General features: G+C 62.7%; 24 protein-coding genes. 13 read left to right on the forward strand and 11 right to left on the reverse strand.

Translation table 11 applies throughout. The annotated features are described in order from the left end of the window. Nucleotides 1–89: 89 nt before the first annotated feature. From ASD07_RS03425 to ASD07_RS03435, 3 genes are read right to left on the reverse strand one after another with little or no spacing between them, the layout of a single operon-like run. On the reverse strand, nt 90–704 hold the full coding sequence (locus tag ASD07_RS03425) for an ADP-ribosylglycohydrolase family protein (RefSeq protein ID WP_055925358.1): 615 nt from the start codon (nt 702–704) through the stop codon (nt 90–92). A gap of 40 nt (nt 705–744) precedes the next feature. Further along, complete coding sequence (locus ASD07_RS03430) at nt 745–936, reverse strand: hypothetical protein (protein WP_055925361.1); 192 nt, start codon at nt 934–936, stop codon at nt 745–747. A 6-nt stretch (nt 937–942) separates the two neighbouring features. Beyond that, the gene (locus tag ASD07_RS03435; protein WP_055925364.1) at nt 943–1,803 is read right to left on the reverse strand and encodes an SPFH domain-containing protein; all 861 of its coding nucleotides are present in this window, start codon (nt 1,801–1,803) and stop codon (nt 943–945) included. 142 nt (nt 1,804–1,945) lie between these two features. On the opposite strand from ASD07_RS03435, the gene ASD07_RS03440 reads away from it, so the two are divergent. Next, nucleotides 1,946–4,783 carry a VIT domain-containing protein gene (locus ASD07_RS03440; protein ID WP_082507100.1) on the forward strand — a complete coding sequence of 946 codons (2,838 nt, stop codon included), beginning with the start codon at nt 1,946–1,948 and terminating at the stop codon, nt 4,781–4,783. A gap of 2 nt (nt 4,784–4,785) precedes the next feature. Here ASD07_RS03440 and ASD07_RS03445 read toward each other — a convergent pair whose 3' ends face one another. The 4 genes from ASD07_RS03445 to ASD07_RS03460 form a co-directional block, all read right to left on the reverse strand. Next, nucleotides 4,786–5,526: a hypothetical protein gene (locus tag ASD07_RS03445; protein ID WP_055925370.1), complete on the reverse strand. Its 741-nt coding sequence runs from the start codon at nt 5,524–5,526 to the stop codon at nt 4,786–4,788. Further along, on the reverse strand, nt 5,523–6,059 hold the full coding sequence (locus ASD07_RS03450) for a sigma-70 family RNA polymerase sigma factor (RefSeq protein WP_055925373.1): 537 nt from the start codon (nt 6,057–6,059) through the stop codon (nt 5,523–5,525). The genes ASD07_RS03445 and ASD07_RS03450 overlap by 4 nt, the downstream gene beginning before the upstream one ends. Nucleotides 6,060–6,349: 290 nt before the next feature. Then, complete coding sequence (fabI, locus tag ASD07_RS03455) at nt 6,350–7,141, reverse strand: enoyl-ACP reductase FabI (protein WP_055925376.1); 792 nt, start codon at nt 7,139–7,141, stop codon at nt 6,350–6,352. Between the two features lie 138 nt (nt 7,142–7,279). Then, entirely contained in the window at nt 7,280–8,590 is a 1,311-nt protein-coding gene (locus tag ASD07_RS03460; protein WP_055925379.1) for a transglycosylase SLT domain-containing protein, read from the reverse strand. 172 nt (nt 8,591–8,762) lie between these two features. Here ASD07_RS03460 and ASD07_RS03465 point away from each other — a divergent pair, with 172 nt between their 5' ends. Beyond that, nucleotides 8,763–9,323: a DUF1415 domain-containing protein gene (locus tag ASD07_RS03465; protein ID WP_055925382.1), complete on the forward strand. Its 561-nt coding sequence runs from the start codon at nt 8,763–8,765 to the stop codon at nt 9,321–9,323. Then, complete coding sequence (locus tag ASD07_RS03470; RefSeq protein WP_055925385.1) at nt 9,323–9,517, forward strand: DUF1289 domain-containing protein; 195 nt, start codon at nt 9,323–9,325, stop codon at nt 9,515–9,517. The genes ASD07_RS03465 and ASD07_RS03470 overlap by 1 nt, the downstream gene beginning before the upstream one ends. A gap of 140 nt (nt 9,518–9,657) precedes the next feature. On the opposite strand, the gene ASD07_RS03475 is transcribed toward ASD07_RS03470, so the two are convergent. Then, nucleotides 9,658–10,173: a DUF1993 family protein gene (locus ASD07_RS03475; protein WP_055925388.1), complete on the reverse strand. Its 516-nt coding sequence runs from the start codon at nt 10,171–10,173 to the stop codon at nt 9,658–9,660. 87 nt (nt 10,174–10,260) lie between these two features. On the opposite strand from ASD07_RS03475, the gene ASD07_RS03480 reads away from it, so the two are divergent. Next, nucleotides 10,261–13,377 (forward strand): EAL domain-containing protein, encoded by a 3,117-nt coding sequence (locus ASD07_RS03480; RefSeq protein WP_055925390.1) that lies wholly within the window; start codon nt 10,261–10,263, stop codon nt 13,375–13,377. Between the two features lie 10 nt (nt 13,378–13,387). Beyond that, a complete protein-coding gene (locus ASD07_RS03485; RefSeq protein ID WP_055925393.1) occupies nt 13,388–15,655 on the forward strand; it encodes a xanthine dehydrogenase family protein molybdopterin-binding subunit in 2,268 nt (755 codons plus the stop codon). On the opposite strand, the gene ASD07_RS03490 is transcribed toward ASD07_RS03485, so the two are convergent. Beyond that, a complete protein-coding gene (locus tag ASD07_RS03490) occupies nt 15,652–16,077 on the reverse strand; it encodes a thioredoxin family protein (RefSeq protein ID WP_055925396.1) in 426 nt (141 codons plus the stop codon). The two genes, ASD07_RS03485 and ASD07_RS03490, sit on opposite strands and share 4 nt — an antisense overlap. Nucleotides 16,078–16,117: 40 nt before the next feature. Here ASD07_RS03490 and tsaB point away from each other — a divergent pair, with 40 nt between their 5' ends. The 4 genes from tsaB to ASD07_RS03510 are packed head-to-tail and all read left to right on the forward strand — an operon-like array spanning nt 16,118 to nt 19,419. Further along, nucleotides 16,118–16,816: a tRNA (adenosine(37)-N6)-threonylcarbamoyltransferase complex dimerization subunit type 1 TsaB gene (gene tsaB / locus ASD07_RS03495; RefSeq protein WP_055925398.1), complete on the forward strand. Its 699-nt coding sequence runs from the start codon at nt 16,118–16,120 to the stop codon at nt 16,814–16,816. Then, the gene (gene rimI / locus ASD07_RS03500; RefSeq protein WP_055926219.1) at nt 16,816–17,286 is read left to right on the forward strand and encodes a ribosomal protein S18-alanine N-acetyltransferase; all 471 of its coding nucleotides are present in this window, start codon (nt 16,816–16,818) and stop codon (nt 17,284–17,286) included. Before tsaB ends, rimI begins: the two co-directional genes overlap by 1 nt. Then, on the forward strand, nt 17,283–18,458 hold the full coding sequence (locus ASD07_RS03505; protein ID WP_156397849.1) for a uracil-DNA glycosylase: 1,176 nt from the start codon (nt 17,283–17,285) through the stop codon (nt 18,456–18,458). Before rimI ends, ASD07_RS03505 begins: the two co-directional genes overlap by 4 nt. Beyond that, nucleotides 18,427–19,419 carry a DUF1853 family protein gene (locus ASD07_RS03510; protein ID WP_307142979.1) on the forward strand — a complete coding sequence of 331 codons (993 nt, stop codon included), beginning with the start codon at nt 18,427–18,429 and terminating at the stop codon, nt 19,417–19,419. The genes ASD07_RS03505 and ASD07_RS03510 overlap by 32 nt, the downstream gene beginning before the upstream one ends. Here the strand turns inward: ASD07_RS03510 and lplT (ASD07_RS03515) are convergent. Together lplT (ASD07_RS03515) and lplT (ASD07_RS03520) are read right to left on the reverse strand one after the other, a co-directional pair. Beyond that, nucleotides 19,416–20,675, reverse strand: coding sequence for a lysophospholipid transporter LplT (gene lplT / locus ASD07_RS03515; protein WP_055925407.1), 1,260 nt, complete (start codon nt 20,673–20,675; stop codon nt 19,416–19,418). The two genes, ASD07_RS03510 and lplT (ASD07_RS03515), sit on opposite strands and share 4 nt — an antisense overlap. 5 nt (nt 20,676–20,680) lie before the next feature. Further along, on the reverse strand, nt 20,681–21,943 hold the full coding sequence (gene lplT, locus ASD07_RS03520; protein ID WP_055925409.1) for a lysophospholipid transporter LplT: 1,263 nt from the start codon (nt 21,941–21,943) through the stop codon (nt 20,681–20,683). Nucleotides 21,944–22,070: 127 nt separating this feature from the next. Between lplT (ASD07_RS03520) and alr the strand changes: the two genes are divergently transcribed. From alr to fliD, 4 genes are all read left to right on the forward strand, one after another. Continuing rightward, nucleotides 22,071–23,159, forward strand: a complete 1,089-nt coding sequence (gene alr / locus ASD07_RS03525) for an alanine racemase (RefSeq protein WP_055925413.1) — start codon at nt 22,071–22,073, stop codon at nt 23,157–23,159. Between the two features lie 3 nt (nt 23,160–23,162). Then, on the forward strand, nt 23,163–24,539 hold the full coding sequence (gene radA / locus ASD07_RS03530; RefSeq protein ID WP_055925416.1) for a DNA repair protein RadA: 1,377 nt from the start codon (nt 23,163–23,165) through the stop codon (nt 24,537–24,539). Nucleotides 24,540–24,605: 66 nt separating this feature from the next. After that, complete coding sequence (locus ASD07_RS03535) at nt 24,606–24,926, forward strand: PilZ domain-containing protein (protein ID WP_373922069.1); 321 nt, start codon at nt 24,606–24,608, stop codon at nt 24,924–24,926. An 18-nt stretch (nt 24,927–24,944) separates the two neighbouring features. After that, complete coding sequence (gene fliD, locus ASD07_RS03540) at nt 24,945–26,246, forward strand: flagellar filament capping protein FliD (RefSeq protein ID WP_162246529.1); 1,302 nt, start codon at nt 24,945–24,947, stop codon at nt 26,244–26,246. The last annotated feature ends 1 nt before the right edge of the window (nt 26,247 follow it).

Consider the following 26,247-nt stretch of genomic DNA (forward strand, 5'->3'; position numbering starts at 1 on the left):
GGCCCGGAACTCCGGCGTGTATGTTGTTGATCTCATGTTTTCACTCCCTTTGACAAGTTTATCAAATGGAAGTGTCCGAAAAAGTCAGGTTACCTCACTGCATGCACCGTTTGCATCGCATCGCACTCAACCTCGGCCTGCCAATCACGGCGCAATGAAAGTCCAGTCTGTTGCGCCACAAGGTCCGGCAAGTCGTCCAGCCGGGTATTTTCATAGATGATCAGATGTGCCATCAACGCCACTGCCTGCGATGACAACACGCCTTCGCTAGTGGCGTGGGTGACCATTGCCTGCTCGCTGGCGAGGGCCATCACATGCTGTTTGTCCGCAATTAAGCCAAGCGGCACCGCGCGCATCGCAGCGCCATTTCGCTTGCTGTCGGGGCGGATACGCTGCCTGAGCATGGCCCCGGTCTCGCATTCATCCATGAGCGCCTGAAAACCCTTCGCGTAGCCCTGCCTGCGGTCGCGCCGGTAACAGCGGACATAAGCATCGGCGAAGTCGTCGCTGCGCGCGTCGGGCGTGCCCAGCAGCACCTCGGCGTTGGCAATGCTCATCTGCGTGTCGTCAGTATATCGGCCAGCTTCGAGTCCGAGTTCATGCTCGACGTAAGCGGCCAGCGTGTTGTGTGCGGCAATTTTCTCCCGGCCGCAGAACTCGAAACCCGCTCCGTAAGCATCACCAATCGCAATTTCAACCAGCATTTCAGACTATCCCTTTTGCATGTGGCGGCATAACGCAAAGCTAATCGCCATCGCTCGTAGATGGATCGCGCGGCGACTTCGGTTTGATACCCCGGCGCGCCAATGCCTCGCGCAGCAGGAACTCGATTTCCGCGTTCACGCTGCGCAGGTCCTGGGCGGCCAGGCGTTGCAGTTCATCCCACAACGCCGGGTCTATCCTCAGGGGGAAGGCTTTTTTGCCGGGGCTGGCCATCTTGACTCAGTTATACAAGGTGCCTGTGTTGACGATAGGCTGGGTCTCTTTATCCGAGCACAGTACCACCAGCAGGTTGCTCACCATGGCTGCCTTGCGCTCCGCGTCCAGTTCGACGATCTCGCGTTCGGCCAGCGCATTCAGGGCCGATTCAACCATGCTGACCGCGCCATGCACGATGCGGGAACGGGCGCTGACGATGGCTTCGGCCTGCTGGCGGCGCAGCATGACTTGCGCGATTTCGGGGGCGTAGGCGAGGTGGGTCAGCTTGGCGTCGACGGTTTCCACGCCTGCCGCCTTGAATCGTTCCTGCAGTTCGCTGCGCAGGGCCAGCGACACTTCATCCATGCCGGAGCGCAGCGTCATCTCGCCCTTGGCCAGGTCTTCGCCATCATCGTAGGCATAGCGCGAGGCGAGGTGGCGGATTGCCGCTTCCGCCTGCACCGCTACGTAGCGCTCGAAATCATCCACGTCGAAGATGGCTTGTGCCGTATCCTGCACGCGCCAGACGATGGCGGCAGAAATCTCGACCGGGTTGCCGCGCTTGTCGTTCACTTTCAACGTCGGCGCATTCAGGTTGCGGGCGCGCAGCGACAGGCGCTGCTTGCGGTACAGCGGGAAGGCCCAGCGCAGGCCTTCGCTGCGGTCGGTGCCGATGTATTGGCCGAACAGGGTCAGGATGGCGCTTTCGTTCGGCTGCAGCATGTACAGGCCAGGCGCCAGGAATACCGCCACCAGCACGCAGGCGGCAGCCAGAACCGGCTGGAATCCGCGCAGCAGGAGGAAGGCAAAAATCGCCAGCATGACTACGACGGTCAACGCCAGGTAACCACTGTAAGACGAAAACGGCTTTTCGGTTCGGTTCATGATCGATCCAGGAGGGTTAAATCAAAGTGATATCACTTTAATCTCACTTTGGGGCGTTGTCAAATTATTCTCGTTTGTTTAACCCCTTTTTTCCCGCCCGCCCGATTCCTGTTCAGAAGCGTTCATTTTGAAGGGAGTAATCATGTTGGCGAGGCTTATCCTGGTGTTGTGCACGCTGGCCGGCGGCGTGGCCGTGGCACAGACACCACCATTAATCAGGTCCATCACGACCGGCAGCGAATCGCCGGTACGCGTGCAAAGCGCGACCGTGCAGACCGTCATTTCGGGCGGCATGGCGGAAACGACGGTGAAGCTGGTCTTCTACAATCCGAACGCGCGCCAGCTTGAGGGAGACCTGCAATTTCCTCTCGGCGAAGGCCAGCAGGTAATAGGCTTCGCGCTGGATGTCGGCGGTGAACTGCGTCCGGCAGTGCCGATCGAGAAGGAGCGTGGACGGCAGATCCTGGAGGCTGAGGAGCGCCGCCGCATCGATCCGGCTTTGCTCGAACAAACGCAGGGCAACAACTTCAAGCTGCGCATTTATCCGATCCCAGGCCGCGGCACGCGGACAGTGGAATTGAAGTACGCGGCGATCCTGGCGCGCCAGCAGAAGACTTGGAGCTATCGAATGCCGTTGAAGCACTTCAGCATCCCGGTGGCCCTGGATGTGCGCGTCATGGGAAGTGAAGATGCGCCGGTTGCCATCGGCGTGCCGGATCGCTTCGCGCGCGCAGAGGACGGCTGGCAGTTGGATGTGGCGAAGGCGAAAGGCGAAATCCTGGTGCGGGTACCGGCTGCGCAGGATAAGCCGAAGACCTATCTGGAGGAGTTCAACGGCCAGCAGTACTTCCTCGCCGAAGTGCCGGTGCCGGCCGAACGCAAGCCGCGCACTTTGCCTAAGGTGGTCGGCGTGCTTTGGGACAGCTCGAACTCCGGTTCGCATCGCGCCCTGAAAGCGGAATTGCGTGTGCTGGCAAGCTACCTCGAAGCGGCGGGTAGCGTGGAAGTGCGGCTGGTGCGCCTGCGCGACAAGGCGGAGCCGGTCAAGGCCTTCAAACTGGCAAAAGGGCAGGCGGGGACCCTGCTTGAGGAGCTCGAGTCCACCATCTACGATGGCGCCAGCGCGCTGGCCGACTGGCAGCCGCAGCCCGACGTGGATGAATACCTGATGTTCAGCGATGGCTTGCGCAACTATGGCATGGGTACTTTCCCGCTGCTTGCAAAAGGCCGCCGCCTGTTCACGCTGAGCTCCAGCGCCGGCGCCGACACTGCGCGCCTGGCGGCATGGGCCAATGCCAACGGTGGCAGGCATATCGCCATTGATCCCGTCGACGCGCAGCATGCATCGCAAGAACTGCTTACCGAGGGCGTAAGGGTTATCGGCGCCACCGGCATGCAGACCGGTGATGTGGTGGCTGACGAAAGCCAGGTGCATGCGGGCCTGTTGCGTGTGGCCGGCAAGGTTCGCGGCAGGGAGCCGCTGGTCGTGTCGCTTGAAAACCAGGGCCGTAAATACGACGTTACCATCGATGCGGTCGACGAAAAGAACGCATCCCACCCGTTGGCTGCATGGTGGTGGGCCAATCGCCGCATTGCGCAGTTGGAGGGCAACTATGAACTCAATCGCGCCGCAATCCGGCGTCTTGGACTGGAGTTCGCCCTGCCGACCCGCGAAACTTCGCTGCTGGTGCTTGAACAGCTGGAAGACTATGTGCGTCACGACGTGACGCCGCCCGGGAAATATCGCGCGGCCTTCGAAAAAATGAAGGCCGAAAACCGCACCCAGGTTGCCAACCAGCGCGTAAAGCACCTGGACAATGTGGTGCGGGAGTTCCAGGCTAAAGTGGCGTGGTGGGAGAAACCGTTCCCCAAGAACCGTCCACCGGCGCCTGCGCTGAAGAAGGAGGCGGTTGCCGACATGCGGATGGTCGAGGCCCCGATGATGGAGGCAATGCCCGCGCCAGCACCGCCACCGGCAATGGCTGCGCGTACTGCGCCGGCGGCTCCAATGGCTGTGGATGAGCTGGACATGCAAGCTGATAAGCGCATCAATGGCGGCGCAAGTGTGCGCCTGAAGGCGTGGCAGCCGGATGCGCCTTATACGGCACGCATGCGCAAGGCGGCAGCAGGCGACATGTATCGCATCTACCTGGACGAGCGCCCATCGCATGCCGGCAGCAGCGCTTTCCTGCTGGACGTGGCGGGCCTGATGCTGGAGTGCGGCCAGCGCGACCTGGGCTTGCGCGTGCTGTCCAACCTGGCCGAGATGGAGCTGGAGAATCGCCACGTGCTGCGTGTATTGGCCTACCGCCTGATGGAGGCAGGCGCTCCGCGCCTGGCCGTTCCCTTGCTGGAACGGGTGCAGGACATGGCGGAGGAGGAGCCGCAATCGTTCCGCGATCTTGGGCTGGCGCTTGCCGCCAGCGGCCAGGAGCAAAGGGCAATCGAACAGCTGTACCAGGTGGTCATGCGGCCATGGGATGGGCGTTTTGCCGACGTGGAGCTGATTGCGCTGTCGGAGCTGAATTCGATCGTGGCGCGTGCCAGGTCTGGCGGACGCACGCTCGATACGCGGGGGATGGATTCACGCCTGCTGCGCAACCTGCCGGTGGACTTGCGCGTGGTGCTGACCTGGGATGCTGATAACAGCGATATGGACCTGCACGTTATCGATCCCGACGGAGAGCGCGCTTACTACGGGCACCAGCTGACCTACCAGGGCGGGCGCATGTCGCGGGACTTCACTGGCGGTTACGGGCCGGAGGAATTCATGCTGCGCAACGCCAAGCCGGGCATCTATCGCGTCGAGGTCAACTACTTTGGCAGCGCGCAGCAGATCGTGACCGGTGCGACTACGCTGCAGCTTCACTTCACGACCGGCTTTGGCACCCAGAAAACGGACGACAAGATGGTCACCTTGCGCCTGAAAGAGCAGGGCAGCTCGATCCTGGTCGGCGAATTTGAAGTGAAGCCGAAGTAACGTTATTCCAGCGCCTTGAGGCGGCCCGCCAGGATGTCCGGCACCGGATAATCCGGGTGGGCCTTGCGGAAGCGCTTCCATTGCGCAGCGGCGGATTCAGTGTCGCCGGCGTCCAGCATGTGCTCGATGGATTGCAGCCAGTCTTTCGGGTTCCCGGCATCCAAGGAGCGCACCGCCGCCTTACGCGGCGGGTCGAGTTCATCCACTTCCAATGCCGGCGCCGGCGGTGCGGCTGCAGGCACAGGTGCCGGTGCGGCGGCCGGTACCGCAGGCGGAGGAGCTGCCGCCGCCTGCTCCGGCTCGCGCACCTGCATTTTCGCCTCTGGCAAGGACGATGCTGGCTTCGCTTCGGCGATGGCGGATTCGCGTTTCTTATGCGCCGGGGAGGCTACGTCATTGCTGATCATCGGCACGGGCGGGGCCGCCGGCATTTCCTCCGGCACAATGCGCACTTCCACGGACTGCAATTCCTGGTGCTGGTAGCTGCGCCAGACCGGGAACAGGATAGCGATGCCGGCCAGGCTGGCCGCAAACGCCAGCGGTGCGCGGTAGCGATGCTTGGGTTTTGGCTGCGGGGTTTCTGGCGCCGGATCGTTGGCCGCGGCGGGGCCGGACCGCAGATCCTTCTCGATTTGCGCGAAGATGGCTGCGTCGAGTTCCGCCGACGGCTCCGGCTGCGGCAGGGCAGCCAGCCGGCGCGCCAGGTCCGCGTCTTCGAAATCGTCTTTATCCACCGGTGTCATACCGTCTCCTCCTGCGTGAATTGCTCGCGCAGCTTGCGCATGGCATAGCGCAGGCGGCTCTTCACGGTCTCCGCCGGCGCAGCAACCACCAGCGCAATTTCATCGATGCTCAAGCCGCTGAAGTGTTGCAGCACCAGGGCCTCCTTCTGTTCCGAAGGCAGCAGGCGGATCGCCGCGTGCAGCGCCAGGTTCTGCTGGCGCTCCAGCGCCGTGGCTTCAGCCGAATCCTGCACCAGGATCATATCGCCACATTCCTCGATAGCGGGCTGGCGCTGCATGTCGGCCAGCCGATTGCGGCCGATCTGGTACAGGTATCCGCGAAAGCTGCCTTGCGCAGCATAGCGCGCGCGGGCGTGATGCACCGCCAGCCAGGTTTCCTGCGCGACCTCATCAGCCCACTCGTTGCGCCCACTGCGCCAGGCCAGGAAACGGTACAGGCCACGGCTGTGGCGGCGATACAGCTCCTGGAATGCCGACAACTCGCCATCGCGGTAGCGCAACATCAATTCGTCGTCGGATGGTTCGATGGGCATGCGGGGGGAATTCTAAGTAAGCGCAATCAAGGCGCCCACTTTAGTCAATTCGTTTGTTCTGTGCAAGTAAGTCAAATTCGGTGCCACAAATTCGGTGCCAGGTCTGTCATTTGGACACACAAGCCACACGCTTGATAAATCTCAATACGGGAAATCGGCGGTTGTAGCGTATTGAGATAGATCAAGGGTTATGCCTCGGTGTCCAAATGACAGACCTGGCACCGACTTTGGCGCCGACTTTAAAAACAAAAGCCGCCCATGGGCGGCTTTTGTGGCGGGACATGAAGCGATTATTCGTAGTCGCTCGAATTCAGGCCCATCACGTGCGAGAAGCCGCCGTCGACGTACATGATGTCGCCGGTGATGCCCGACGACAGGTCCGACAGCAGGAAGGCGGCGGCATTGCCCACTTCTTCAATGGTCACGTTGCGGCGCAGCGGGGCGTGGCCGGCAGCGAAGCCGAGCAGCTTGCCGAAGTCCTTGATGCCGGAGGCGGCCAGGGTCTTGATCGGGCCGGCGGAAATGCCGTTGGAACGAATGCCGTGCTGGCCCAGGTTCTCTGCCAGGTAACGTACGGAGGCTTCCAGCGATGCCTTGGCCAGGCCCATGGTGTTGTAATAAGGGATCGCACGAACCGCGCCCAGGTAGGACAGAGTCAGTACGGAGGAGCCTGGCTTCAGCAAGGGCAGGGCGGCTTTCACCATCGCTGGGAAGCTGTACGCCGAAATGTCGTGGGCTACGCGGAAGTTCTCGCGGGTCAGGCCGTCCAGGAACTCGCCGGCGATCGCTTCGCGTGGGGCGAAGCCGATGGCGTGCACGAAACCGTCCAGGCTGTCCCAGCTCTTGGCCAGGTCGGTGAACAGGTTGGCGATTTGTTCGTCGCTGCTGACGTCGCAGTCGAAGACCAGCTTGCTGTCGAATTCGGCTGCGAATTCAGTGATGCGGTCTTTGAAGCGCTCGCCAACGTAGGTGAAAGCCAGTTCGGCGCCTTCGCGGTGGGCAGCTTTCGCGATGCCGTAGGCGATGGAACGGTTGGACAGGACGCCAGTAATCAGGATTTTTTTGCCTTGCAAGAAAGCCATATCTACTCCAATGGGGTTATACCGCAAGAACGGGATTGTAAACGTGCCACGTCCGGGACTGCAAGATCTGAATAGTCTTGCAACCAGTCCCGGACCACCCCTGCAAGCTTGGCAGGGGGTAGCGTGTTGGCAATTCGTTTAGTTGCTGCGGCGGTTCTTCGCTTTGCCGGCTTCGTCACGCTTGACGCGCGCCTTGACCATGCTGACCGCAGGCTTGGATTCGCCGCGAGATGAGGAAGCTTGACGGTAGTTGCTGCGCTTTGGACCGGCACGTTCGTTTTCCACGGCCATCACGGCGTTCTCGATCACGTCGGCCGAAATATCCGTGCCGGCTGCCGAGGCGGAAATATTCGGCACCAGGATGGTCGAGCCGGCCTTGAGTACCGATTTCTGCGGCATGTTGTTGGCCTGGCGGATGGCATCCGGGGTGGTGCCGAAGCGGCGGGCCAGGGAGGCGATGCTTTCGCGGGCGCTGGAAATCTTGTGGGTGGTCCAGCTCGACAGGGCGTGGGTCCACGAGGCCAGGTTGGCAGCGAACTTGGCGGCATTCTCGGTCGGCAGCAGGATCTTGGTCTGCTCGTTGCCGGTAATGACGGGCTTCTTGAATTGCGGGTTCAGGGCCTTGAATTCGTCGACCGAGATCTCGGCCAGCTTGGCGGCCAGGGCCATGTCGATGTCGCGGGTCTTGTCGATCGCGGTGAAATACGGCTCGTTGTCGATCACCGGCAGGTGCACGGCGTATTGCGACGGGTTGGCGACGATATTCTTCACCGCCTGCAGCTTGGGCACGTAGTTGCGGGTCTCGGCCGGCATCAGCTCGGCCAGGCTGTCGAAATCGATCGGCTTGCCGGCGGCCTGGTTGCGCTTGATGGCTTTCTGCACATTGCCTTCGCCCCAGTTGTAGGCGGCCAGGGCCAGGTGCCAGTCGCCGAACATGGTGTACAGGCGCTGCAGGTAGCTCAGGGCGGCGTCGGTCGAGGCCAGCACGGAGCGGCGGTCGTCCTTGAAGGCGTTCTGCTTCAGGTCGTAGTCGCGGCCGGTGCCCGGCACGAACTGCCACAGGCCGGCCGCGTTGGCGGTCGACAGGGCTTGCGGGTTGAAGGCGGATTCGATGAAGGGCAACAGGGCCAGCTCGGTCGGCATGCCGCGCTTTTCCAGTTCTTCCACCACGTGGAAGAGGTAGAGCGAGGCACGGGCCGTGGTGCGGTCGAGGTAGTCCTGGCGGTCGGCATACCACTTGACATGCTTGGCGACCAGGGCATTGTTCACGTCGGGAATGGCGTAGCCGGAGCGGATGCGGCCCCAGACGTCGGTTTCCTTGTATTCTTCCACGGCAGGCTGCAACACCACCGATTTCGCGCTGTCGGTGGATGCCAGGGAGGAGGCTGCCGGCAGCGCGGCGCTCAGCGCCAGGGCGATCAGGACAGCATTTTTGATTCGTTCTTGCATAGAGTTTCGCGGTTGTCGTGTGGAAACAAAGGGCGGACTATCTAAGGCCGGAGTGTAGGGTTGAAACCCGGTCGAGTCAAGAAAAAATTCGCTATGTGACTGATTTTCTTGAATAATTATGTCGATCAGGCTATATAATTGGCGTCTTGGATAACGATTTCTGGATGTATAAATGAGCAACACCCGAGTGGATTACGAAGCCGTTATCGCGGCAACCGAGCAGTGGCTGGAGAAGGCTGTCATCGGCCTGAACCTGTGCCCCTTCGCCAAGGCCGTGCATGTGAAGAAGCAGGTGCGCTATGTGGTGTCGGAGGCGTCCTCGCCAGAGGAATTGCTGGAAGACCTGATCAAGGAGCTGGAATTCCTGGCCGCGGAAGACCCGGAAGTGGTCGATACAACCCTGCTGATCCATCCTCTGGTGTTGCAGGATTTTGGGGATTACAACGAATTCCTGGATGTGGCCGATGCGGCTTTGGAAGAGCTGAAGCTTGACGGCGAGCTGCAGGTGGCCAGTTTCCACCCTGAGTACCAGTTTGCCGATACCGATAAGAACGATATTTCCAACTATACGAACCGTTCGCCTTATCCGACCCTGCATTTGCTGCGCGAGGCGTCGATTGACCGTGCGGTGGAAGCGTTCCCGGAGGCGGCCGATATCTTTGAGAAGAATATCGAGACCATGGAAAATCTCGGCCATGATGGCTGGGATAAGCTGGGCTTGCAGGTGAAGTGATGGCGCAAGATAAAGTACCCGAGCGGCCGGATACGCCTTGCGTGGCGGTTTGCTCGACGACCTTCGATGAAATTTGCCGCGGCTGTGGACGGACGTATCTCGAGGTTGCGCACTGGGTGGCCATGAGTGCGGAGGAGAAGGAGAAGGTGTGGCAGCGGATCCTGGCGCAGGGGTATCCGCGGCGCAATTCCTGAAAACCGGTAGGGCTGGGTCTGACCCAAGGGTCAGGCCCACAACGGTCTCAAGGCCAAGGGTTTTGTCGGCATGTTACCAAACCCATGACGGTTGAGCAGACTGGGTCTGACCCTGCGGGTCAGACCCTGGTTTACCGGTTTTACTCAGCCTTCCACGCCCCAATAAAGTCCTTCTTGCCAATCTCCAGCCCGTTATGGCGCAGGATGTTGTACGCGGTGGTCGCATGGAAGGTGAAATGCGGCAGCGCATAGTGCATCAGATACTCCTGCCCGACCCACTGCTTGGCCTTTTCGCCGCTACCGGTAGTTACCGATCGTTGCGCGGAATCCTCAATTGCCTGGCGCGGCAGCGAATCCAAAAAGGCCAGCGTGCGCTGGATGCGCAGTTTTAATTCACCAATGGTCTTTTCAGTATCTTCGTAAGCCGGCACATCGGCCCCCGCCAGGCGTGCGCCTGCGCCCTTGGCGAAGTCAGCAGCAATCTGGATTTGGCGGGTAAAAGGCAACATATCCGGGAACAGACGGAACTGCAGCAGGGCATTCGGATCAATCTTCTTTTCTTCGATATGCGCCTCGGTCTTGTCGAGGATGGACAACAGGCTGCCGAGGATTTGGCGGAACACCGGGATCGAAGCGGAATACATGGAAAACGACATAGGGAAACTCCTCTGATATAGAGTAGCGATGATAGCGCGTTACGTGCATAATTGCTGTTGGATAATCTTTTCCACCAGACCCGCTGAATGGCTCGGAATTTTTATAACAAATTTAGGTCCCGCCTGAGCGCTCTGTATGGGCTGTCGATTTATGGCGCCTTGTTACTGGTGGTATTCGGCGGCCTGGTGATTCCGGCTATTATCGGCTCTTACCTGCTGATCGGGGTGCACGAACAGAAGTCGGCCCAGACCGTCCTCAACGAATCGCTGCAGCGCAACGCCGACATCCTGGCCCTCGGCATGCAGGAATCCCTGTGGAATATGAATGCGGAATCGGCCCACTCGCTGGTCGAATCCGTCATGCGCGACCGTTCGGTGCTGCAGGTGCAGGTCACCGGCCAGGCCGATACCCAGTTCATGCACGTCGAAGCGCCCAAGCGCGCCATCGGCAATGTGGTGCGGGCCGAGCGCGAAATCATGGTGCGCGGCGAGAAGATCGGCAAGATCATGGTCGAGATGGACGATGCCCGCAGCCAGCAGGAATTGCGCGAGAAACAGCTGTCCTATGTATTCGTGCTGGCGGCCCAGCTCACCGTGTCGCTGCTGCTGATCGTGCTGTTCCTGAACCAGCGCCTGCTGAAGCCCTTGCGCAAGCTGATGCGCTTCTCCGACCGCCTGTCGCACGGCGACTTCGAAACGCGCATGGAGTTGAGCGGCAGCGATGAACTGGGCCGCCTGGCCGGCCAGCTGGACCAGATGCGGGTGGCAATCAAGCACCTGTTCGAAGACATCGCCCAGCGCGAGGAGCGCTTCCGCACCATCGTGACCCAGGTGCCGGGCGCCGTATTCCGCTTCCGTCCCGATGGGCCGATCGATTTCGTCTCGGACGCCATCGAAGAAATTTCCGGCTACTCCGCGGCGCAATTCATGCGCAGCACCACCCATGCCTGGGCCAACCTGATCTGCCCGGAAGACCGCAAACGCCAGCGCCGCGTGGTAGTGCAGGCGATCCAGGACGGCAAGCCTTACGAGATCGAATACCGCATCATGGACTCCGCCGGCACCGAGCGCTGGGTGGCCGAGAATGGCCAGCCGCAGGCGGCGGAGGCGGGCGGGGCGCCTTGGGTGGACGGCATCATTTCCGATATCAGCCAGCGCAAGCACAATGAAATGCGCATCGAGGGCCTGCTGGCGGAGCAGAGCGCGATCCTGGATAACGTGATGTTCGGCGTGATGTTCGTGCGCCACCGGACCATCGTCTCGGTCAACCGCCGCTGCGAGGAATTGTTCGGCTATGAGCCGGGCCAGATGATCGGCGCTTCCACCGCCATCGTGTTCCCGACCACCTTCGATTTCGAATCGGCCGGTGCGCGCCAGTATTCCACGCTGGGCAACGGCGAGTACTTCAGCGAAGAGCGCAATTACCGCCGCCAGGACGGCTCGCTGTTCTGGTGCATGGTGTCCGGCTGCGCCATCGACCAGAACCGCCCGAACGAAGGCTCGATCTGGGTCTATGCCGACATCAGCGCCCGCAAGGAAGCGGAAGAAAAATTGCGCCTGTCGGCCACCGTGCTGGAACACATCGCCGACGGCGTGATGGTGATCGACGACAAGGGCACCATCGTTGCCGTCAATCCGGCCTTCACCCAGATTACCGGCTATACGGAGATCGAAGCGCTGGGCCACGACGTCGGCCTGACGCGTTCCGGCCGCCACGACGAAGGCTTCCACGCCGGATTGTGGAAAGAGCTGGTGGAGCACGGCTACTGGCGCGGCGAAATCTGGAGCATGCGCAAGAGCGGCGAGTTGTTCCTGGAGTGGCTGACGCTGACCGCCGTACGCGACACGCGCGGGGTGACGACGCACTATGTCGGCGTGTTCAGCGACATCACCCTGGTCAAGGAGTCGCAGGAAAAGCTGGACCACCTGGCCCACCATGACGCCTTGACCCAGTTGCCGAACCGCCTGCTGTTCCACGACCGCCTGCAGCACGCCATCCAGCGCGCCGTGCGCGGCAACGAGCAGCTGGCGCTGCTGTTCATCGACCTGGACCGCTTCAAGAACGTCAACGACACCCTGGGCCACCACATCGGCGACGAGCTGCTGAAGCAGGTGGCACATGCGCTGGCGGAAAAGCTGCGCGAAGGCGATACCCTGGCGCGCCTGGGCGGCGACGAATTCATCGTGCTGCTGGAAGACGTGGAAGGCCAGTACGGCGCCGGCCAGGTGGCCGAAAAGCTGGTGACCATGTTCGAGCATCCATTCATGGTGGCGGGCCATGAACTGTTCGTCACCTGCTCGATCGGCGTTTCGGTATTCCCGACCGATGCCAGCGACCTGAATATGCTGATCCGTAATGCCGACGTGGCCATGTACCAGGCCAAGGCGCGCGGGCGCAACGGCTACCGCTTCTACCAGCCATCCATGTCGGGCGAGGGCGTCGAGCGCCTGCGCCTGGAAACCTACCTGCGTCGCGCCATCGAGAAAGAGGAAGTGTTCCTGAACTTCCAGCCGCAGGTCGAAATCGATTCGGGCAAGCTGCTGGGCGTGGAAGCGCTGGTGCGCTGGAACCATCCTGAACTGGGCCTGGTGCCGCCGAATCGCTTCATCCCATTGGCCGAGGATACGGGCTTCATCAGCCAGTTGGGCCAGTGGGTCCTGTACGAGGCCTGCCGCCAGATGGTGCGCTGGCAGGAAGCCGGCCTGCACGTGCCGAAGATTGCCGTCAACCTGTCCGCCAAGCAGTTTGAGCGCGGCAGCATGGTCAGCATGGTGGCCGACATCCTGCGCGAGACCGGCCTTGAGCCGCACCGCCTGCAGCTTGAAGTGACCGAATCCGTGATCATGAATACCGGCGATGCGCTGGGCTTCATCAACGACCTGCACGCGGTTGGCGTATCGCTGGCGATCGACGATTTCGGTACCGGCTATTCGTCGCTGGCGTACCTGAAGCAGATGCCGGTGCAGACCCTGAAGATCGACCGCTCCTTCATCAAGGACATCTCGACCGACGTCAATGATGAAGCGATTGCCATCGCCATCATCCAGTTGGGCCGCAGCATGAACCTGTCCGTCATCGCCGAAGGCGTGGAGACGGAACAGCAGGCGGCCTTCCTGCTGCGCCACGGTTGCAATCAGGCGCAGGGTTTCTATTACAGCCGTCCGGTGATGCCGGACGATTTGCTGCAGCGCTGGCTGCCATAAAGAGGGAGCCATGCTCAAACCGAAGAAGATTTCCCGCCGCCATTTCCTGCTGGGCGGTGTCGCCGTCGCCGGGGCCATGGTAGTCGGCTGGGGCGTGATGCCGCCGCGCCAGCGCGTACGCGGCCAGGCCCCGCTGCCGCTTGAAAACGGCGCGGTGGCCCTGAACGGCTGGATCGCCATCGCGCCGGACGGTAGCGTGCAGCTGGCCATGCCGCGCGCTGAAATGGGGCAGGGTATCCACACCGCGCTGTCCATGCTGGTAGCGGAGGAGCTGGATGTGAGCCTGGATGCGATCAGCTTGATCCAGGCGCCGGCCGACAAGATCTACGCCAACCTGGCGGTGATGCGCGAAACCTTGCCATTCCACCCGGACGATACGGGCAAGTCGAAGGAGCTCTCGAGCTGGATGCTGGGCAAGGTTGCGCGCGAGATGGGCATTGTGATTACCGGCGGTTCTTCCAGCGTCAAGGATGCCTGGTCCTCGATGCGCGAGGCCGGCGCCACGGCGCGCGCCATGCTGGTTGCCGAAGTGGCGCAGCAGTGGAAAGTGCCGCCGGAGCAGGTGCGCGCCGAGAATGGCGTGCTGTATCACGACATCAGCAAGAAGTCGGTCGGCTACGGCGTGGTCGCCGCGCGCGCAGCGCTTGGCCAGCCCGGCAAAGTCACCTTGAAAGACCCGCACAGCTTCCGCCTGATCGGCACCAGCGTGCCGCGCCGCGATTCGCGCATCAAGTCGGAAGGCACGGCGCTGTATGGCATCGACGTGCGCCCGGAAGGCATGGTGTATGCGGCGGTGCGCATGTCGCCGGTGGTGGGGGGCAAGGTCGCGGGCGTTACGCCGGGCGAAGTGGTGAAGATGCCGGGCGTGCTGTCGGTGATCGATTTTTCCAACGCCATCGAAGAGAATTACGGTGCCGGGGCCGGCGTTGCAGTCCTCGCGAAGAGCTACTGGCAGGCTAGGCAGGCCGCCGCCGCGCTGCCGATCCGCTGGGACGATGGCGCCAACGCCAAGCTGTCCAGCGAGGCAATCTATGCGTCGCTGGCGAATGCCATCGAGGCCGAGGACGGCGACAATTACCATAAGCGTGGCGACATGGCGCAGGCGGCCAGCGCCTTGCGCACCATCAAATCGGTGTATCGCGTGCCCTACCTGGCACATGCCTGCATGGAGCCGATCAACTGCACGGCCCAGGTCAGGGACGGCAAGGTCACGGTATGGGTCGGCACCCAGGCGCCGACCTTTGCCCGCGCCGCTGCCGCCCGCGTGGGCGGCGTCAGCGAAGCCAATGTGATCCTGCATGAGTACCTGCTGGGCGGCGGCTTTGGGCGCCGGCTGGAAATGGACATGGTGGCGCAGGCGGTCGCCATTGCGCGCGAAGCCAAGGGCCTGCCGGTGCAGGTGATCTGGACTCGCGAAGACGACACCACGCACGACGTTTACCGTCCGGCCGCCATGGCGCGCATGACGGCGGGCCTCGATGTGGCAGGCAATATCATCGCGTGGGAAGCCAAGACCGCTGGCGGCGCGCTGACCCACCAGTTCACCAAGCGCAACCTGCGCATGCCGGGTGCGGGGCCGGATCGTTCGACTGCCGAAGGCGTGTACGACATGCAGTACGAAGTCCCGAACCAGCAGATCAACCACGTCGTGGTCGACAGCGCCGTCCCGCTGGGCAACTGGCGCTCGGTGGGCCATTCGCAAAATGCCTTCTTCAAGGAGAGCTTTGTCGACGAAATGGCCAGCGCGGCCGGCAAGGATCCAGTGGAATTCCGCCGCACCATGCTGCTCAACCATCCGCGCCACCTCGCTGTGCTGAATGCCGCCATTTCCAAGGCCGGCAAGGTGCCGGAAGGGCGCGCGCATGGCGTCGCGCTGCACCAGTCCTTCGGCGCCATCGTCGCGCAAGTGGCGGAAGTGTCGGTGCTGGACAAGCAGATCCGTGTGCACCGCGTGGTCTGTGCGATCGACTGCGGCATTGCCGTCAATCCGAACATCATCGCGCAGCAGGTGGAGTCGGGCGTGGTGTACGGCCTGTCGGCGGCGCTGGGCGGCGAAATCACCATCAAGGACGGCAAGGTCGTGCAAAGCAACTTCGCCGATTACCCGGTACTGCGCATGAATGAGGTGCCGCTGGTGGAGACGGTGATCGTGCTGAGCGCCGAAGCGCCGCAAGGCGTGGGCGAGCCTGCGACGCCGCCCATCGCGCCGGCGGTGGCCAACGCGGTGTTCGCGCTGACGGGGCAGCGCTTGCGCAGCCTGCCCTTGAAGTTGGCTTAACTGCGCTGGTCCAGCAGTGCGCGCAGGTTGCATTCCTGCTGCCACAGGCGGCGCTCCGCGGTGGACGCAGCCTGGTGCGCCAGTTCTTCGTCCGAAAGCTGGGCCTGGATTTCAAGCAGGCGGTGCGCCACGTTAGGATCCGGCAGCATGGTGCCGAAGAAGGCCACGTGCTCGCGGCGCTGGATCAGCAGGGTGGGGAAATTCTCGACATCCAGGTCGCCAACCAGGTCGGCATGGTCTTCGATATCGACCCACAGGAAGTATTTGTCCGGGTGGCGGCTCGCCAGTTCTTCGAAAACTGCGCGGTAGGAAGCGCAGGTGCCGCACCAGGCGGCGCACAGGCAGGTGACCACCAGGTGGTCCTGTGCCAGCGCGGCGGCGACTTCGGCGCGGTTGTCGGCATGTAGGGTAGTGCTGTGCATGGGGTGCTATTGTACATGCCCACAGGGTAAAATACCGGCCATGGCTACCATTCTTGCAATCGAAACATCCTCTGAAATGGCTTCCTGCGCCTTGCTGCGCGGGGAGCGCGTGTATTTCCGCGAGTCGTCCGGCGTGCGCACCCATTCCCAGGCCGTGCTGCCCATGATCCAGGAGCTGCTCGCGGAGGCGGGCATAGTCCTGCGTGATTGCGATGCCATCGCCTACGGCGCCGGCCCAGGTTCCTTTACCGGCGTGCGCACCGCTTGCGGCATCGCCCAGGGCCTCGGTTTTGGCGCCGGCCTGCCGCTGCTGCCGATCGTGACACTGGACGCCATGGCGCTGGCCTGCCGCGAGCGCCACGCGTCCGATGAAGTTCTGGCGGTGCTCGATGCGCGCATGAATGAAGTGTATTGGGCCCAGTACCGTTTTGAAGGCGGCCTGCCGCTTGCGGTCCTGCCGCCAGCCCTGTCGGCGCCTGGCGCCGTCGCCCCGGCAGCTGCGGCGTGTGCCTGCGGCAACGGCTTTGCCGCCTATGCCGAAGCGTTTGCCGGCAAGGCCTTCGCCGACGGCGCCGATGGCGCCATCATGCCGCATGCGGTGCAGGTCGCGCAGCTCGGGCGCGCCGCTTTCTCTGCCGGGCACGCCGTGCCGGCAGCCCAGGCGCAGCCGCTGTACCTGCGCAATAAGGTTGCCTACACCAAGGCGGAACGTCAGGAAATGAAGGCGTCGCAGGCATGATGCATCAGTTATGGGATCTGGCCCGGCTTATTTACGAGCCGATGCAGGAAAGTGACCTCGATGAGGTGGTGGCGCTGGAACAGCAGGTTTACCCATATCCATGGAGCCGCACCAATTTTTCCGATTCGCTGTCGCAGGGCTATCACGCCTGGGTGCTGCGCGCCCAGGATCGCCAGTTGATGGGGTATTTCCTGGTGATGGGGATTGTCGACGAGGCGCACCTGCTGAATGTCGCGGTGTCGCGCAACTGGCAGGGCCGCGGCGTGGGGCGCTTGCTGGTGAACCAGGCGGTTGCCTTGTCGCGCGGGCTCGGCATGGAGTCGATCCTGCTGGAAGTGCGGCCGTCCAACGTGCGTGCGCTGGAAATTTACCAGCGCTATGGTTTTGCCGAAATCGGCCGCCGCAAGGGGTATTATCCTGCTGCCGATTCAACCCGTGAGGACGCTATCGTGATGCGTTTTGGGCTATGACGGATCGTCGATCCGCAGTGTTCCTGGAGGAGATGGGCGTGGGGCCGCAGTGGCGCCTGCGCAATCGCCCGGTTTCGCCTGGCGCCGCCGATGCAGCCGTGGCCGAGCCCGAGCCTGGGCCCGCGCACGCACATGCACAAGCGCCGCTGGCGCCGGTGCAAGCCGAGGCCCCGCAGGCCGCAGTCGTCGTCCCGCACTCCGCGCCCGTTGCGCCGGCGCCTGCTGCCGCTGAAGCAGTCGCCGACATGCCGCCTGCGCCGGCCGCTCCCGTCGCGCCCCCTCGCACGGCCGGCACGCCAAGCATCACATCGACAGGCGAGGACATGTCCTGGTTTGACGACGCCCCGACGCCCGAATACAAACCGCAGCGCAAGAAAGTGGCAGCACCCGAGCAGCCCGCCGAAGCTCCGCCACAGCGCCAATCCCAAGCCCAGGCGGCACGGCCGGCGCCAATTGCGCCGCGCCCTGCCAGCGCCCCGCCAGCAGCCAAGCCAGACGATATGCCAGCCTACGACGATATTCCGATGGACGAACCGCCATCCTGGTTCGACGACGAGCAAGCTGCCGCGCCGGTCAGGGCCCCGGCTGCCGCCCGCGCTGCGCAGCAGGGGCAATTCAGCGACGAACAGATCGCCCAGATGGACTGGCCCGCGCTGCAGGCGGCAATCGGCGCCTGCAGCCGCTGCGGCCGTTGCGAAACCCGCCAGCAGGCGATCCCGGGCCGCGGCGACCAGCAGGCAAGCTGGATCGCCCTCGATACCGCACCAGGCCCGGCTGAAGACAGCGAAGGCTACCAGTTTGCCGGCGACCCTGGCTACCTGCTGGACAATATGCTGAAAGCCGTCGGCCAGGCCACGGAAAAGGGCGCCTACCTCACCAGCCTGGTGAAATGCCACGCCCCAAGCGCGCCGAGCGCCGAGGAGCTGCAGGCCTGCCGTCCATACCTCCAGCGTGAACTGGAACTGACGCAGGCAAAAGTCATCGTCGCCTTCGGCCACACCACCGGCAAGGGCTTGCTGGGCGGCGCCGCCCGCGGCCGCATCATGCTGCACGGCGCTGTGCCAGTCGTTGCCACCTACCACCCGGCCGACCTGCTGAAAAAGCCGGAAGACAAGGCCAAGGCATGGCAGGACCTGTGCCTTGCCAAAGCCGCCCATGCCGGCCGACGCTAGGACATTCCATCGCAAATGGGGCCACCTCACGCGGCCCCACGTCCGCGCGCTGGCCTGGCTGCTCGATTCGCCCGACCTGCTCGACCCGGCCAGCGCGCACTGGCAAGGCAGGATCGCCACGCTGGGGCCCATAGCGCCCGCCGTAGCCAATTGGCTGGACGACCTCGACGCCGATCCATCGCCGCTGGACGAAGCCCTCGGCAACCGTTTCTACTCGCGCCTTGGCCTGTACGCTGAAAAGCTGATGGCCTTCTACTTCGCGCAGCAAGGCACCCTGGCCGCGCACGGCCTGCAGGTCCGTGACGGAAAGAATGGCACCATCGGGGAATTCGACTTCCTCCTGCAGGAGGAGGGCAGCGAAAACCTGCGCCACATCGAGTTCGCCACCAAGTTCTACCTGCTCGACGGCGACCCGGACAGTGGAAACTATAATCGCCTCATCGGCCCCAACCTGGCCGATACGCTCGGCCTGAAGATGCGCAAGATCTTCAACGCCCAGTTGCAGCTCTCCCAACATCCGATCGCGCAAAAAGTCGCGCCGGCGCCGATCACCAGGGCCCAGGCCCTGGTCAAAGGCTGGCTGTTCTACCACGCCACCGAAGCAGCGCCGCAGATCGAAGGCATCTCGCCCGACCATTGCCGCGGTCACTGGCGGACCCATGCCGAACAAGCCGCAGCCCAAGACGGGCAATTCATCGTGATGCCGCGCCTGCACTGGCTGGCGCCCCTGCGCACGCCGGCGCTGCGCAGCGAAAGCGCGCCGACTCCGGCGCCGCTCACGCGCGCGGCATTGCTGGACGTCCTGGCGGAAAAATTCGCCACCGACACAAACCCGGTGCTGGTCGCAACGGTGCAGGAAGAGGGCGGCTGGCTGGAAGAAGTGGAGCGCGGCTTTGTGGTGCCGGATGACTGGCGCGCCCGTGCCCAGGCGCGCCGCAGCGACGGGGCTTTGCCGTCTTAGTGATGCTCGCCGATCAGGCCGAGCGAATCCTGCTTGCGCTGGTTGGCGGCATGCAGCGCCATGATGGCCAGCATCGAGCCCGCGAGGAACAAGCCAAACAGCACGATGATCGTGTTCAGCGCCAGGCCCAGCTTCACCATCATGGCATACACGGCCAGCATGGTCAGGATCGACAGGTTCTCGTTGAAGTTCTGCACCGCGATCGAATGTCCAGCGCTCATCAGGACGTGCCCCCGGTGCTGCAGCAGGGCATTCATCGGCACGACGAAGAAGCCCGACAACGCACCTACCACCAGCAGCAGTACATAGGCAAGGCGCAGGTCGTGCACGAAAATCATCGACATCACGATCACGCCCATCGCGATTCCCAGCGGGATCACCGACAGCGCCTTGCGCAAGGTGATGAAGCGCGCCGACATCACTGCGCCCAGCGCTACCCCGACCACCACGATGGCGACCGTGGTGGTGGCTTTATTCAGCGGCATGCCGAGCGACTGCCTGGCCCATTCGAGTACGATGAACTGCAAGGTCGCCCCCGCACCCCAGAACAGGGTGGTGACGGCGAGGGAAATCTGGCCCAGCTTATCGCGCCACAAGATGCCGCAGCAATCTGCGAAATCGCGGATCAGCCGGAATGGGTGGCGTTCTTGCCGCGGGTAGACGTAGCCGGTGTCCGGTATGCGCAGGTTGAAGATGGTTGCCAGCAGGTAGACCACGCCAACCCAGGCCAGCGCGATTTCGCTGACCGTATCGAAGCCGGTATCGACGCCGGGCACGTCAAGCGCCAGCAGCCCGGCCGAGACCGGGCCGCCGATCAGGGCGCCGCCCAGTGCGGTGCCGAGGATAATCGAGCTGACGGTCAAGCCTTCGATCCAGCCGTTGGCGGCTACCAGCTTCTCAGGCGGCAGCAGTTCGGTGAGGATGCCGTACTTGGCCGGTGAATAGATCGCTGCGCCCAGGCCGGCGACAGCATAGGCAAGCAATGGGTGCACGTCATAGAAAAACAGGGCGCAACCGAAGATCTTGATCATGTTCCCGATCAGCATGACGCGGCCCTTGGGCAGGGCATCGGCAAAGGCGCCGACAAAGGCTGCCAGCAGCACGTAGAACAGGACGAAGGTCTCCTTCAGCATCGGCGTCATCCACGCCGGCGCTTTCATGGTACCCAGTACGTAAATTGCGATGATCAGCAACGCAGAATCGGCTAGCGACGAGAAGAACTGCGCCGCCATAATGGTATAGAAACCTCGTTTCATTGCGCTTAGTGCTTATGTTCTCCGATTAGGCTGAGCGAGTCGTGCTCGCGCTGGTTGGCAGCATGCAGTCGCATGATGCCAAGCATGGAGCCGGCAACGAACAGGCCAAACAAGACGATAATGGTATTCAGGCCCAGGTGCAATTTCACCATCAGCGAGTACACCGCCAGCATGGTCAGGATCGACAGGTTCTCGTTGAAATTCTGTACCGCGATGGAGTGGCCCGCGCTCATCAGCACGTGGCCGCGGTGTTGCAGCAGCGCATTCATCGGCACCACGAAGAAGCCTGACAGCAAGCCCACCACCAGCAGCAGCGGGTAGGCCAGGCGCACGTCGTGCACGAAGACCATGCCCATCACGATGATGCCCATGGCAACGCCCAGCGGGATCACCGTCAGCGATTTGCGCAGCGTGATGAAGCGTGCCGACATGCCGGCGCCGATTGCCACGCCCACCGCGACGATAGCGATGGTGCTGGTCGCTTTATTCAGCGGCATGCCCAGCGATTGCTTGGCCCATTCCAGGACGATGAATTGAAGCGTCGCGCCGGCACCCCAGAACAGGGTGGTGACGGCCAGCGAAATCTGGCCCAGCTTGTCGCGCCACAGGATGCTGCAGCATCCGGCGAATTCGGAAATCATGCGCAGCGGGTTGCGTTCCTGGTGCTCGTAGATATAGCCGGTATCCGGGATGCGCAGGTTGAACAGGGCCGCCAGCAGGTAAGTTACCCCGACCACCGCCAGTGCAATCTCGGCCGTGGTATCGAGGCCCGTTTCGATGCCCGGGATATCGATGTGCAGCAGCGCTGCCGAGACCGGCCCGCCGATCAGGGCCCCGCCCATGGCAATGCCGAAGATGATGGAGCTGACCGTCAAGCCCTCGATCCAGCCATTCGCTACCACCAGCTTTTCCGGCGGCAGCAGCTCAGTCAGGATGCCGTATTTGGCCGGCGAGTACACCGCGGCGCCAAAACCGACCACGGCATAAGCTGCCAGCGGGTGCACGTGATAGAAAATCAGTGCGCAACCGAAGATCTTGATCAGGTTGGAAATGAACATGACCCGGCCTTTCGGCAGGGCGTCAGCGAAAGCGCCTACAAATGCTGCCAACAGCACGTAAAACAGCACAAAAGTCAGCTTCAGCAATGGGGTCACCCATGGCGGAGCTTGCATGGTCAGCAGCAGGTCGATCGCCACGATCAGCAGAGCATTGTCTGCCAGCGACGAAAAGAACTGCGCGGCCATGATGGTATAGAAACCACGATTCATTCAGGGACGCCAGATAATAATCTCGGGATGCTTTATACCATGGAAAGTAAGGTTTCCCAAGAATTCGGCCAGCATCTGGCAGGCGCAAAAGGTAGAATGCTGCTTTCTTATTCTGCTGGTTTTTGATATGCCTAGGCCAATCGTCGCGCACATCCACCTCGCTGCAATGCAGCATAACCTGGCGCGCGCCAAAGCCTGCGCGCCGGGCGCAAAAGCCTGGGGCGTCGTCAAAGCCAATGCTTACGGGCATGGGCTGGAACGCGGCATGCGCGGTTTCGCCGCAGCAGATGGCCTGGCGCTGATCGAGCCGGACAATGCCGTGCGCCTGCGCGAACTCGGCTGGAATAAGCCGATTCTTCTTTTAGAGGGATGGTTCGACTCTGCTGACTTGCTGGCCATGGCGGAACATAGTATTGAAGGCACCGTACATTGCCTGGAGCAGCTTGAGTTGCTGGAGCGTACAGCGCTGGCGCGGCCAATCAATGTGCACCTGAAAATGAACACCGGCATGAACCGCCTCGGTTTCAAGCCGGGCGAATACGCCGCCGCCCACGCCCGCCTGCGCGCCATCCCGCATGTCGGCACGGTTACCCTGATGACGCACTTTGCCAATGCCGACCAGCTGCATCACCCGTGCATGCCGCTGGCGGAGCAGGTGCGCCGCTTTAATGATGGCACTGCCGGCCTGCCCGGCCCGCGCAGCCTGTGCAATTCGGCCGGCATCCTGCATATGCCGCAACTGGGCGCCGGCCTGGCGACAGACTGGATCCGCCCCGGCATCATGCTGTACGGCGGCTCGCCCGGCGGCAAGACTGCCGAGCAGTTCGGACTGAGGCCGACCATGACCCTGTCCAGCGAATTGATCGGCGTGCAGGAAATCGGTGCTGGCGACTATGTCGGCTACGGCAGCCGCTTCAGGGCCGAGCAAGCCATGCGCATCGGCGTGGTGGCCTGCGGCTATGCCGACGGCTACCCGCGCCACGCGCCGCTCGACACGCCGATCCTGGTCGATGGCGTGCGCACGCGCCTGGTCGGCCGCGTCTCGATGGACATGCTGACGGTCGACCTGGCCAATGTGCCGAACGCCCGCGTCGGCAGCAAAGTCGTGCTGTGGGGGGAGGGCATGCCGATCGACGATGTGGCAACTGCCGCCGGCACCATCGGCTATGAATTGATGTGCGCCCTGGCGCCGCGCGTGCACGTGACCGAGGCTTAAACCATGGCCAAGGCGAAGACCAACTATACCTGCAGCGAATGCGGGGGCATCAGCAGCAAGTGGACCGGCCAGTGCTCGTCCTGCCAGCAGTGGAACACCATGGTGGAAACGGTGCTCGAAGCCGCCGGCGCCAATCGCTTCTCGCAGACCCAGCACCAGTCGCTGGCGCAGACCGCGCCCGTACTGTCGCTGCAGGATATCGAAGCGCTGGACGTGCCGCGCTTTGGCACCGGCATCGAGGAATTCGACCGTGTGCTGGGCGGCGGCCTGGTGGCGGGCGGCGTGGTGCTGATCGGCGGCGACCCGGGCATCGGTAAATCGACCCTGCTGCTGCAGGCGCTGGCGAATATGTCCAAGGTCAAGAGCGTGCTGTATGTCAGCGGCGAGGAATCGGGCGCCCAGATCGCGCTGCGCGCCAAGCGCCTGGCGGTCGATGCCAAGGACCTCAAGCTGCAGGCCGAAATCCAGCTCGAGAAGATCCTCGGCACCCTGGCCGACCTCAAGCCGCAAGTGGCGGTGATCGACTCGATCCAGACCTTGTATTCGGATGCCCTGGCCTCGGCGCCAGGCTCGGTGGCCCAGGTGCGCGAATGCGCGGCCCAGCTGACCCGCGTCGCCAAGACCAGCGGCATCACCATCATCCTGGTCGGCCACGTCACGAAGGAAGGCGCGCTGGCGGGCCCGCGCGTGCTGGAGCACATCGTCGACTGCGTGCTGTATTTCGAGGGCGACAACCATTCCAGCTTCCGCCTGGTACGCGCCATCAAGAACCGTTTTGGCGCCGTCAATGAGCTGGGCGTGTTCGCCATGACGGAGAAGGGCCTGAAAGGCGTGTCGAATCCTTCTGCGCTGTTCCTGTCCTCGCATGAGAACCAGGTGCCAGGTTCCTGCGTCATGGTGACGCAGGAGGGCACGCGCCCGCTGCTGGTTGAAGTGCAGGCCCTGGTCGATACCAGCCACCTGCCCAATGCGCGCCGCCTGTCGGTCGGCCTGGAGCAGAATCGCCTGGCCATGCTGCTGGCGGTGCTGCACCGGCATGCCGGCATCGCGGCCTTCGACCAGGACGTGTTCATCAACGCCGTGGGCGGCGTGAAGATCACCGAACCCGCGGCCGACCTGGCCGTCCTGATGGCGATCAACTCCTCGATGCGCAATAAGGCACTGCCGAACGGCTTCGTGGTCTTTGGCGAAGTGGGCCTGGCGGGCGAAATCCGCCCGGCGCCGCGCGGCCAGGAGCGTCTGCGCGAAGCGGCCAAACTTGGCTTCTCGATCGCCATGATCCCGAAGGCGAATGCGCCCAAGCAGCCGATCGAAGGCATGACCATCATCGCGGTCGAGCGTATCGATGATGCATTCAATCGCCTGCGCGAGCTTCAGTAATATAGATTTTTCCTAAATATTGGCTACAATGTCAGGCTCGATTCCAACCAGAAACCGGACCAGAAATTGTTAGTCGATTCAAGGCAAGGCGCCCGCAAAATCATACGTGTACGGGCAATGATCGTGATGGATGGCGCTGGCCCCATGGCTGCGCGCACCTTCGACCTCGGCCTGGCAGGCATTTCCCTGACCTCCGGGCATAAGGTCCAGGTCGGGGCCAGCGGCCAGATCGTGTTCGAGATGCTTGTCGATGGCAAGCCGCAAATCGTCAATACGCGCGGCAAGGTCAACAATTGCATCTTCAGCGGCGATGAATTCAAGATCGGTTTCACTTTTGCGCCACTCGACAATGAAGCAGCCGGAGCAATAACCAAGTTCATGCGCTAAACTGTAAGGATGAACAATGTGAGCAGCTTGCTAAGCACCATGTACGGGACCTCGCTGGGCTTGGGGAATGCCAGCGTCGTGGGCACGCCATCGGATGCGGTGCTGGCCCGCGTCGAGCAGACGCTGGCGCCGCAACGCGGTGCTGCAGCCAAGCTCAACGCGAGCATCAACCTTACCCAGGCGCGATTCTCCGGCCTCGGCCAGTTGCAATCGGCATTGTCGGTGTTCCAGGACATCGCAGAAAGCCTGGCGGGTAGTGGACTCAGCACACGCGGCAGCAGTTCGGCCGGCAGCGTGCTTGGCGTGGCCACCAACGGCAAAGCGGAAATCGGCTCGCATCAGGTCAAGGTCAGCCAACTGGCCCAGCAGCAAATCCTCATCAGCCCCGAGGCGCAGGGCGCCGATACGCGGCTGGGAACCGGGGCGCCGGCGGTGATCAAGATCGGCAGCGGCGACAGCAGCAAGACCATCACTGTCGACAGCCGCAACAATACACTGCAGGGCATTGCCGATGCGCTCAAGGAAGCGGGCATTGACGCCAGCCTGGTGCGTTCCGGCACCGGCACGGCACTGCAATTGCGCGGTGCCAGCGGCGAGGCTGGCAAGCTGAATATATCGGTCGCGGGCGATGCCACGATCCGCAGCCTGTTCAGCCAGGCGACCCAGACCCAGGCGGCGCAGGATGCGATCCTGACCGTCGACGGCAAGACCATCAAGAGCGCCGATAACAGCGTGGAATCCGCCATCGCCGGCGTGACCCTCAATCTGGCTGATGAAGGCGATGCCACGGTCACCGTCGCGCGCGACAACAGCCAGATCGGCAAGAACGTGGACGCATTCGTCAAAGGCTTCAACGCGCTGAAGGATCGCCTGGATAACCTGGAAAAAGGCGCACTGCGCGGCAATCCTGCGCTCAGCCAGGTGCGTACCCAACTGGACCAGCTGGTGCGTTCGGTCGGCGGCAGCACCGATTCGCTGGCCAATGCCGGCCTGACGGTCGACAGCAATGGCCGGCTCAAGCTCGATAGCACCAAGCTCAATGCCGCGGTGGCGGCGGATCCTGAAGCGTTGACCAAGCTGTTCACGAATGAGGGCAGGGGGCTGGCCGATGCACTTGGCAGCCGGCTCGAATCGCTCGCTGGCCAGCGCAGCGTTGTGTCGCGTGCGCTGGCGCAGGCCGACCGCGAAGTGGATACCCTGCAAAGCCGCAAGTCGTCGATGGCGCACATGCTCACGGTGCAGGCACAGGCGCTGGTGCGGCTCTACTCGCAGGATGAGCAATCGGGCGGCGCCTCGTCGCTATTCGACATCCTGGCCTGAA

The sequence above is a fragment of the Duganella sp. Root336D2 genome (assembly GCF_001425005.1).
Classification (GTDB): Bacteria; Pseudomonadota; Gammaproteobacteria; order Burkholderiales; family Burkholderiaceae_D; genus Rugamonas.

Bases quoted from the DNA above. Each gene is read 5' to 3' on its own strand.
- ASD07_RS03425 (WP_055925358.1), bottom strand. From the start codon at position 704: ATGCTGGTTGAAATTGCGATTGGTGATGCTTACGGAGCGGGTTTCGAG.
- ASD07_RS03430 (WP_055925361.1), bottom strand. From the start codon at position 936: ATGGCCAGCCCCGGCAAAAAAGCCTTCCCCCTGAGGATAGACCCGGCG.
- ASD07_RS03435 (WP_055925364.1), bottom strand. From the start codon at position 1,803: ATGAACCGAACCGAAAAGCCGTTTTCGTCTTACAGTGGTTACCTGGCG.
- ASD07_RS03440 (WP_082507100.1), top strand. From the start codon at position 1,946: ATGTTGGCGAGGCTTATCCTGGTGTTGTGCACGCTGGCCGGCGGCGTG.
- ASD07_RS03445 (WP_055925370.1), bottom strand. From the start codon at position 5,526: ATGACACCGGTGGATAAAGACGATTTCGAAGACGCGGACCTGGCGCGC.
- ASD07_RS03450 (WP_055925373.1), bottom strand. From the start codon at position 6,059: ATGCCCATCGAACCATCCGACGACGAATTGATGTTGCGCTACCGCGAT.
- fabI (WP_055925376.1), bottom strand. From the start codon at position 7,141: ATGGCTTTCTTGCAAGGCAAAAAAATCCTGATTACTGGCGTCCTGTCC.
- ASD07_RS03460 (WP_055925379.1), bottom strand. From the start codon at position 8,590: ATGCAAGAACGAATCAAAAATGCTGTCCTGATCGCCCTGGCGCTGAGC.
- ASD07_RS03465 (WP_055925382.1), top strand. From the start codon at position 8,763: ATGAGCAACACCCGAGTGGATTACGAAGCCGTTATCGCGGCAACCGAG.
- ASD07_RS03470 (WP_055925385.1), top strand. From the start codon at position 9,323: ATGGCGCAAGATAAAGTACCCGAGCGGCCGGATACGCCTTGCGTGGCG.
- ASD07_RS03475 (WP_055925388.1), bottom strand. From the start codon at position 10,173: ATGTCGTTTTCCATGTATTCCGCTTCGATCCCGGTGTTCCGCCAAATC.
- ASD07_RS03480 (WP_055925390.1), top strand. From the start codon at position 10,261: ATGGCTCGGAATTTTTATAACAAATTTAGGTCCCGCCTGAGCGCTCTG.
- ASD07_RS03485 (WP_055925393.1), top strand. From the start codon at position 13,388: ATGCTCAAACCGAAGAAGATTTCCCGCCGCCATTTCCTGCTGGGCGGT.
- ASD07_RS03490 (WP_055925396.1), bottom strand. From the start codon at position 16,077: ATGCACAGCACTACCCTACATGCCGACAACCGCGCCGAAGTCGCCGCC.
- tsaB (WP_055925398.1), top strand. From the start codon at position 16,118: ATGGCTACCATTCTTGCAATCGAAACATCCTCTGAAATGGCTTCCTGC.
- rimI (WP_055926219.1), top strand. From the start codon at position 16,816: ATGCATCAGTTATGGGATCTGGCCCGGCTTATTTACGAGCCGATGCAG.
- ASD07_RS03505 (WP_156397849.1), top strand. From the start codon at position 17,283: ATGACGGATCGTCGATCCGCAGTGTTCCTGGAGGAGATGGGCGTGGGG.
- lplT (WP_055925407.1), bottom strand. From the start codon at position 20,675: ATGAAACGAGGTTTCTATACCATTATGGCGGCGCAGTTCTTCTCGTCG.
- lplT (WP_055925409.1), bottom strand. From the start codon at position 21,943: ATGAATCGTGGTTTCTATACCATCATGGCCGCGCAGTTCTTTTCGTCG.
- alr (WP_055925413.1), top strand. From the start codon at position 22,071: ATGCCTAGGCCAATCGTCGCGCACATCCACCTCGCTGCAATGCAGCAT.
- radA (WP_055925416.1), top strand. From the start codon at position 23,163: ATGGCCAAGGCGAAGACCAACTATACCTGCAGCGAATGCGGGGGCATC.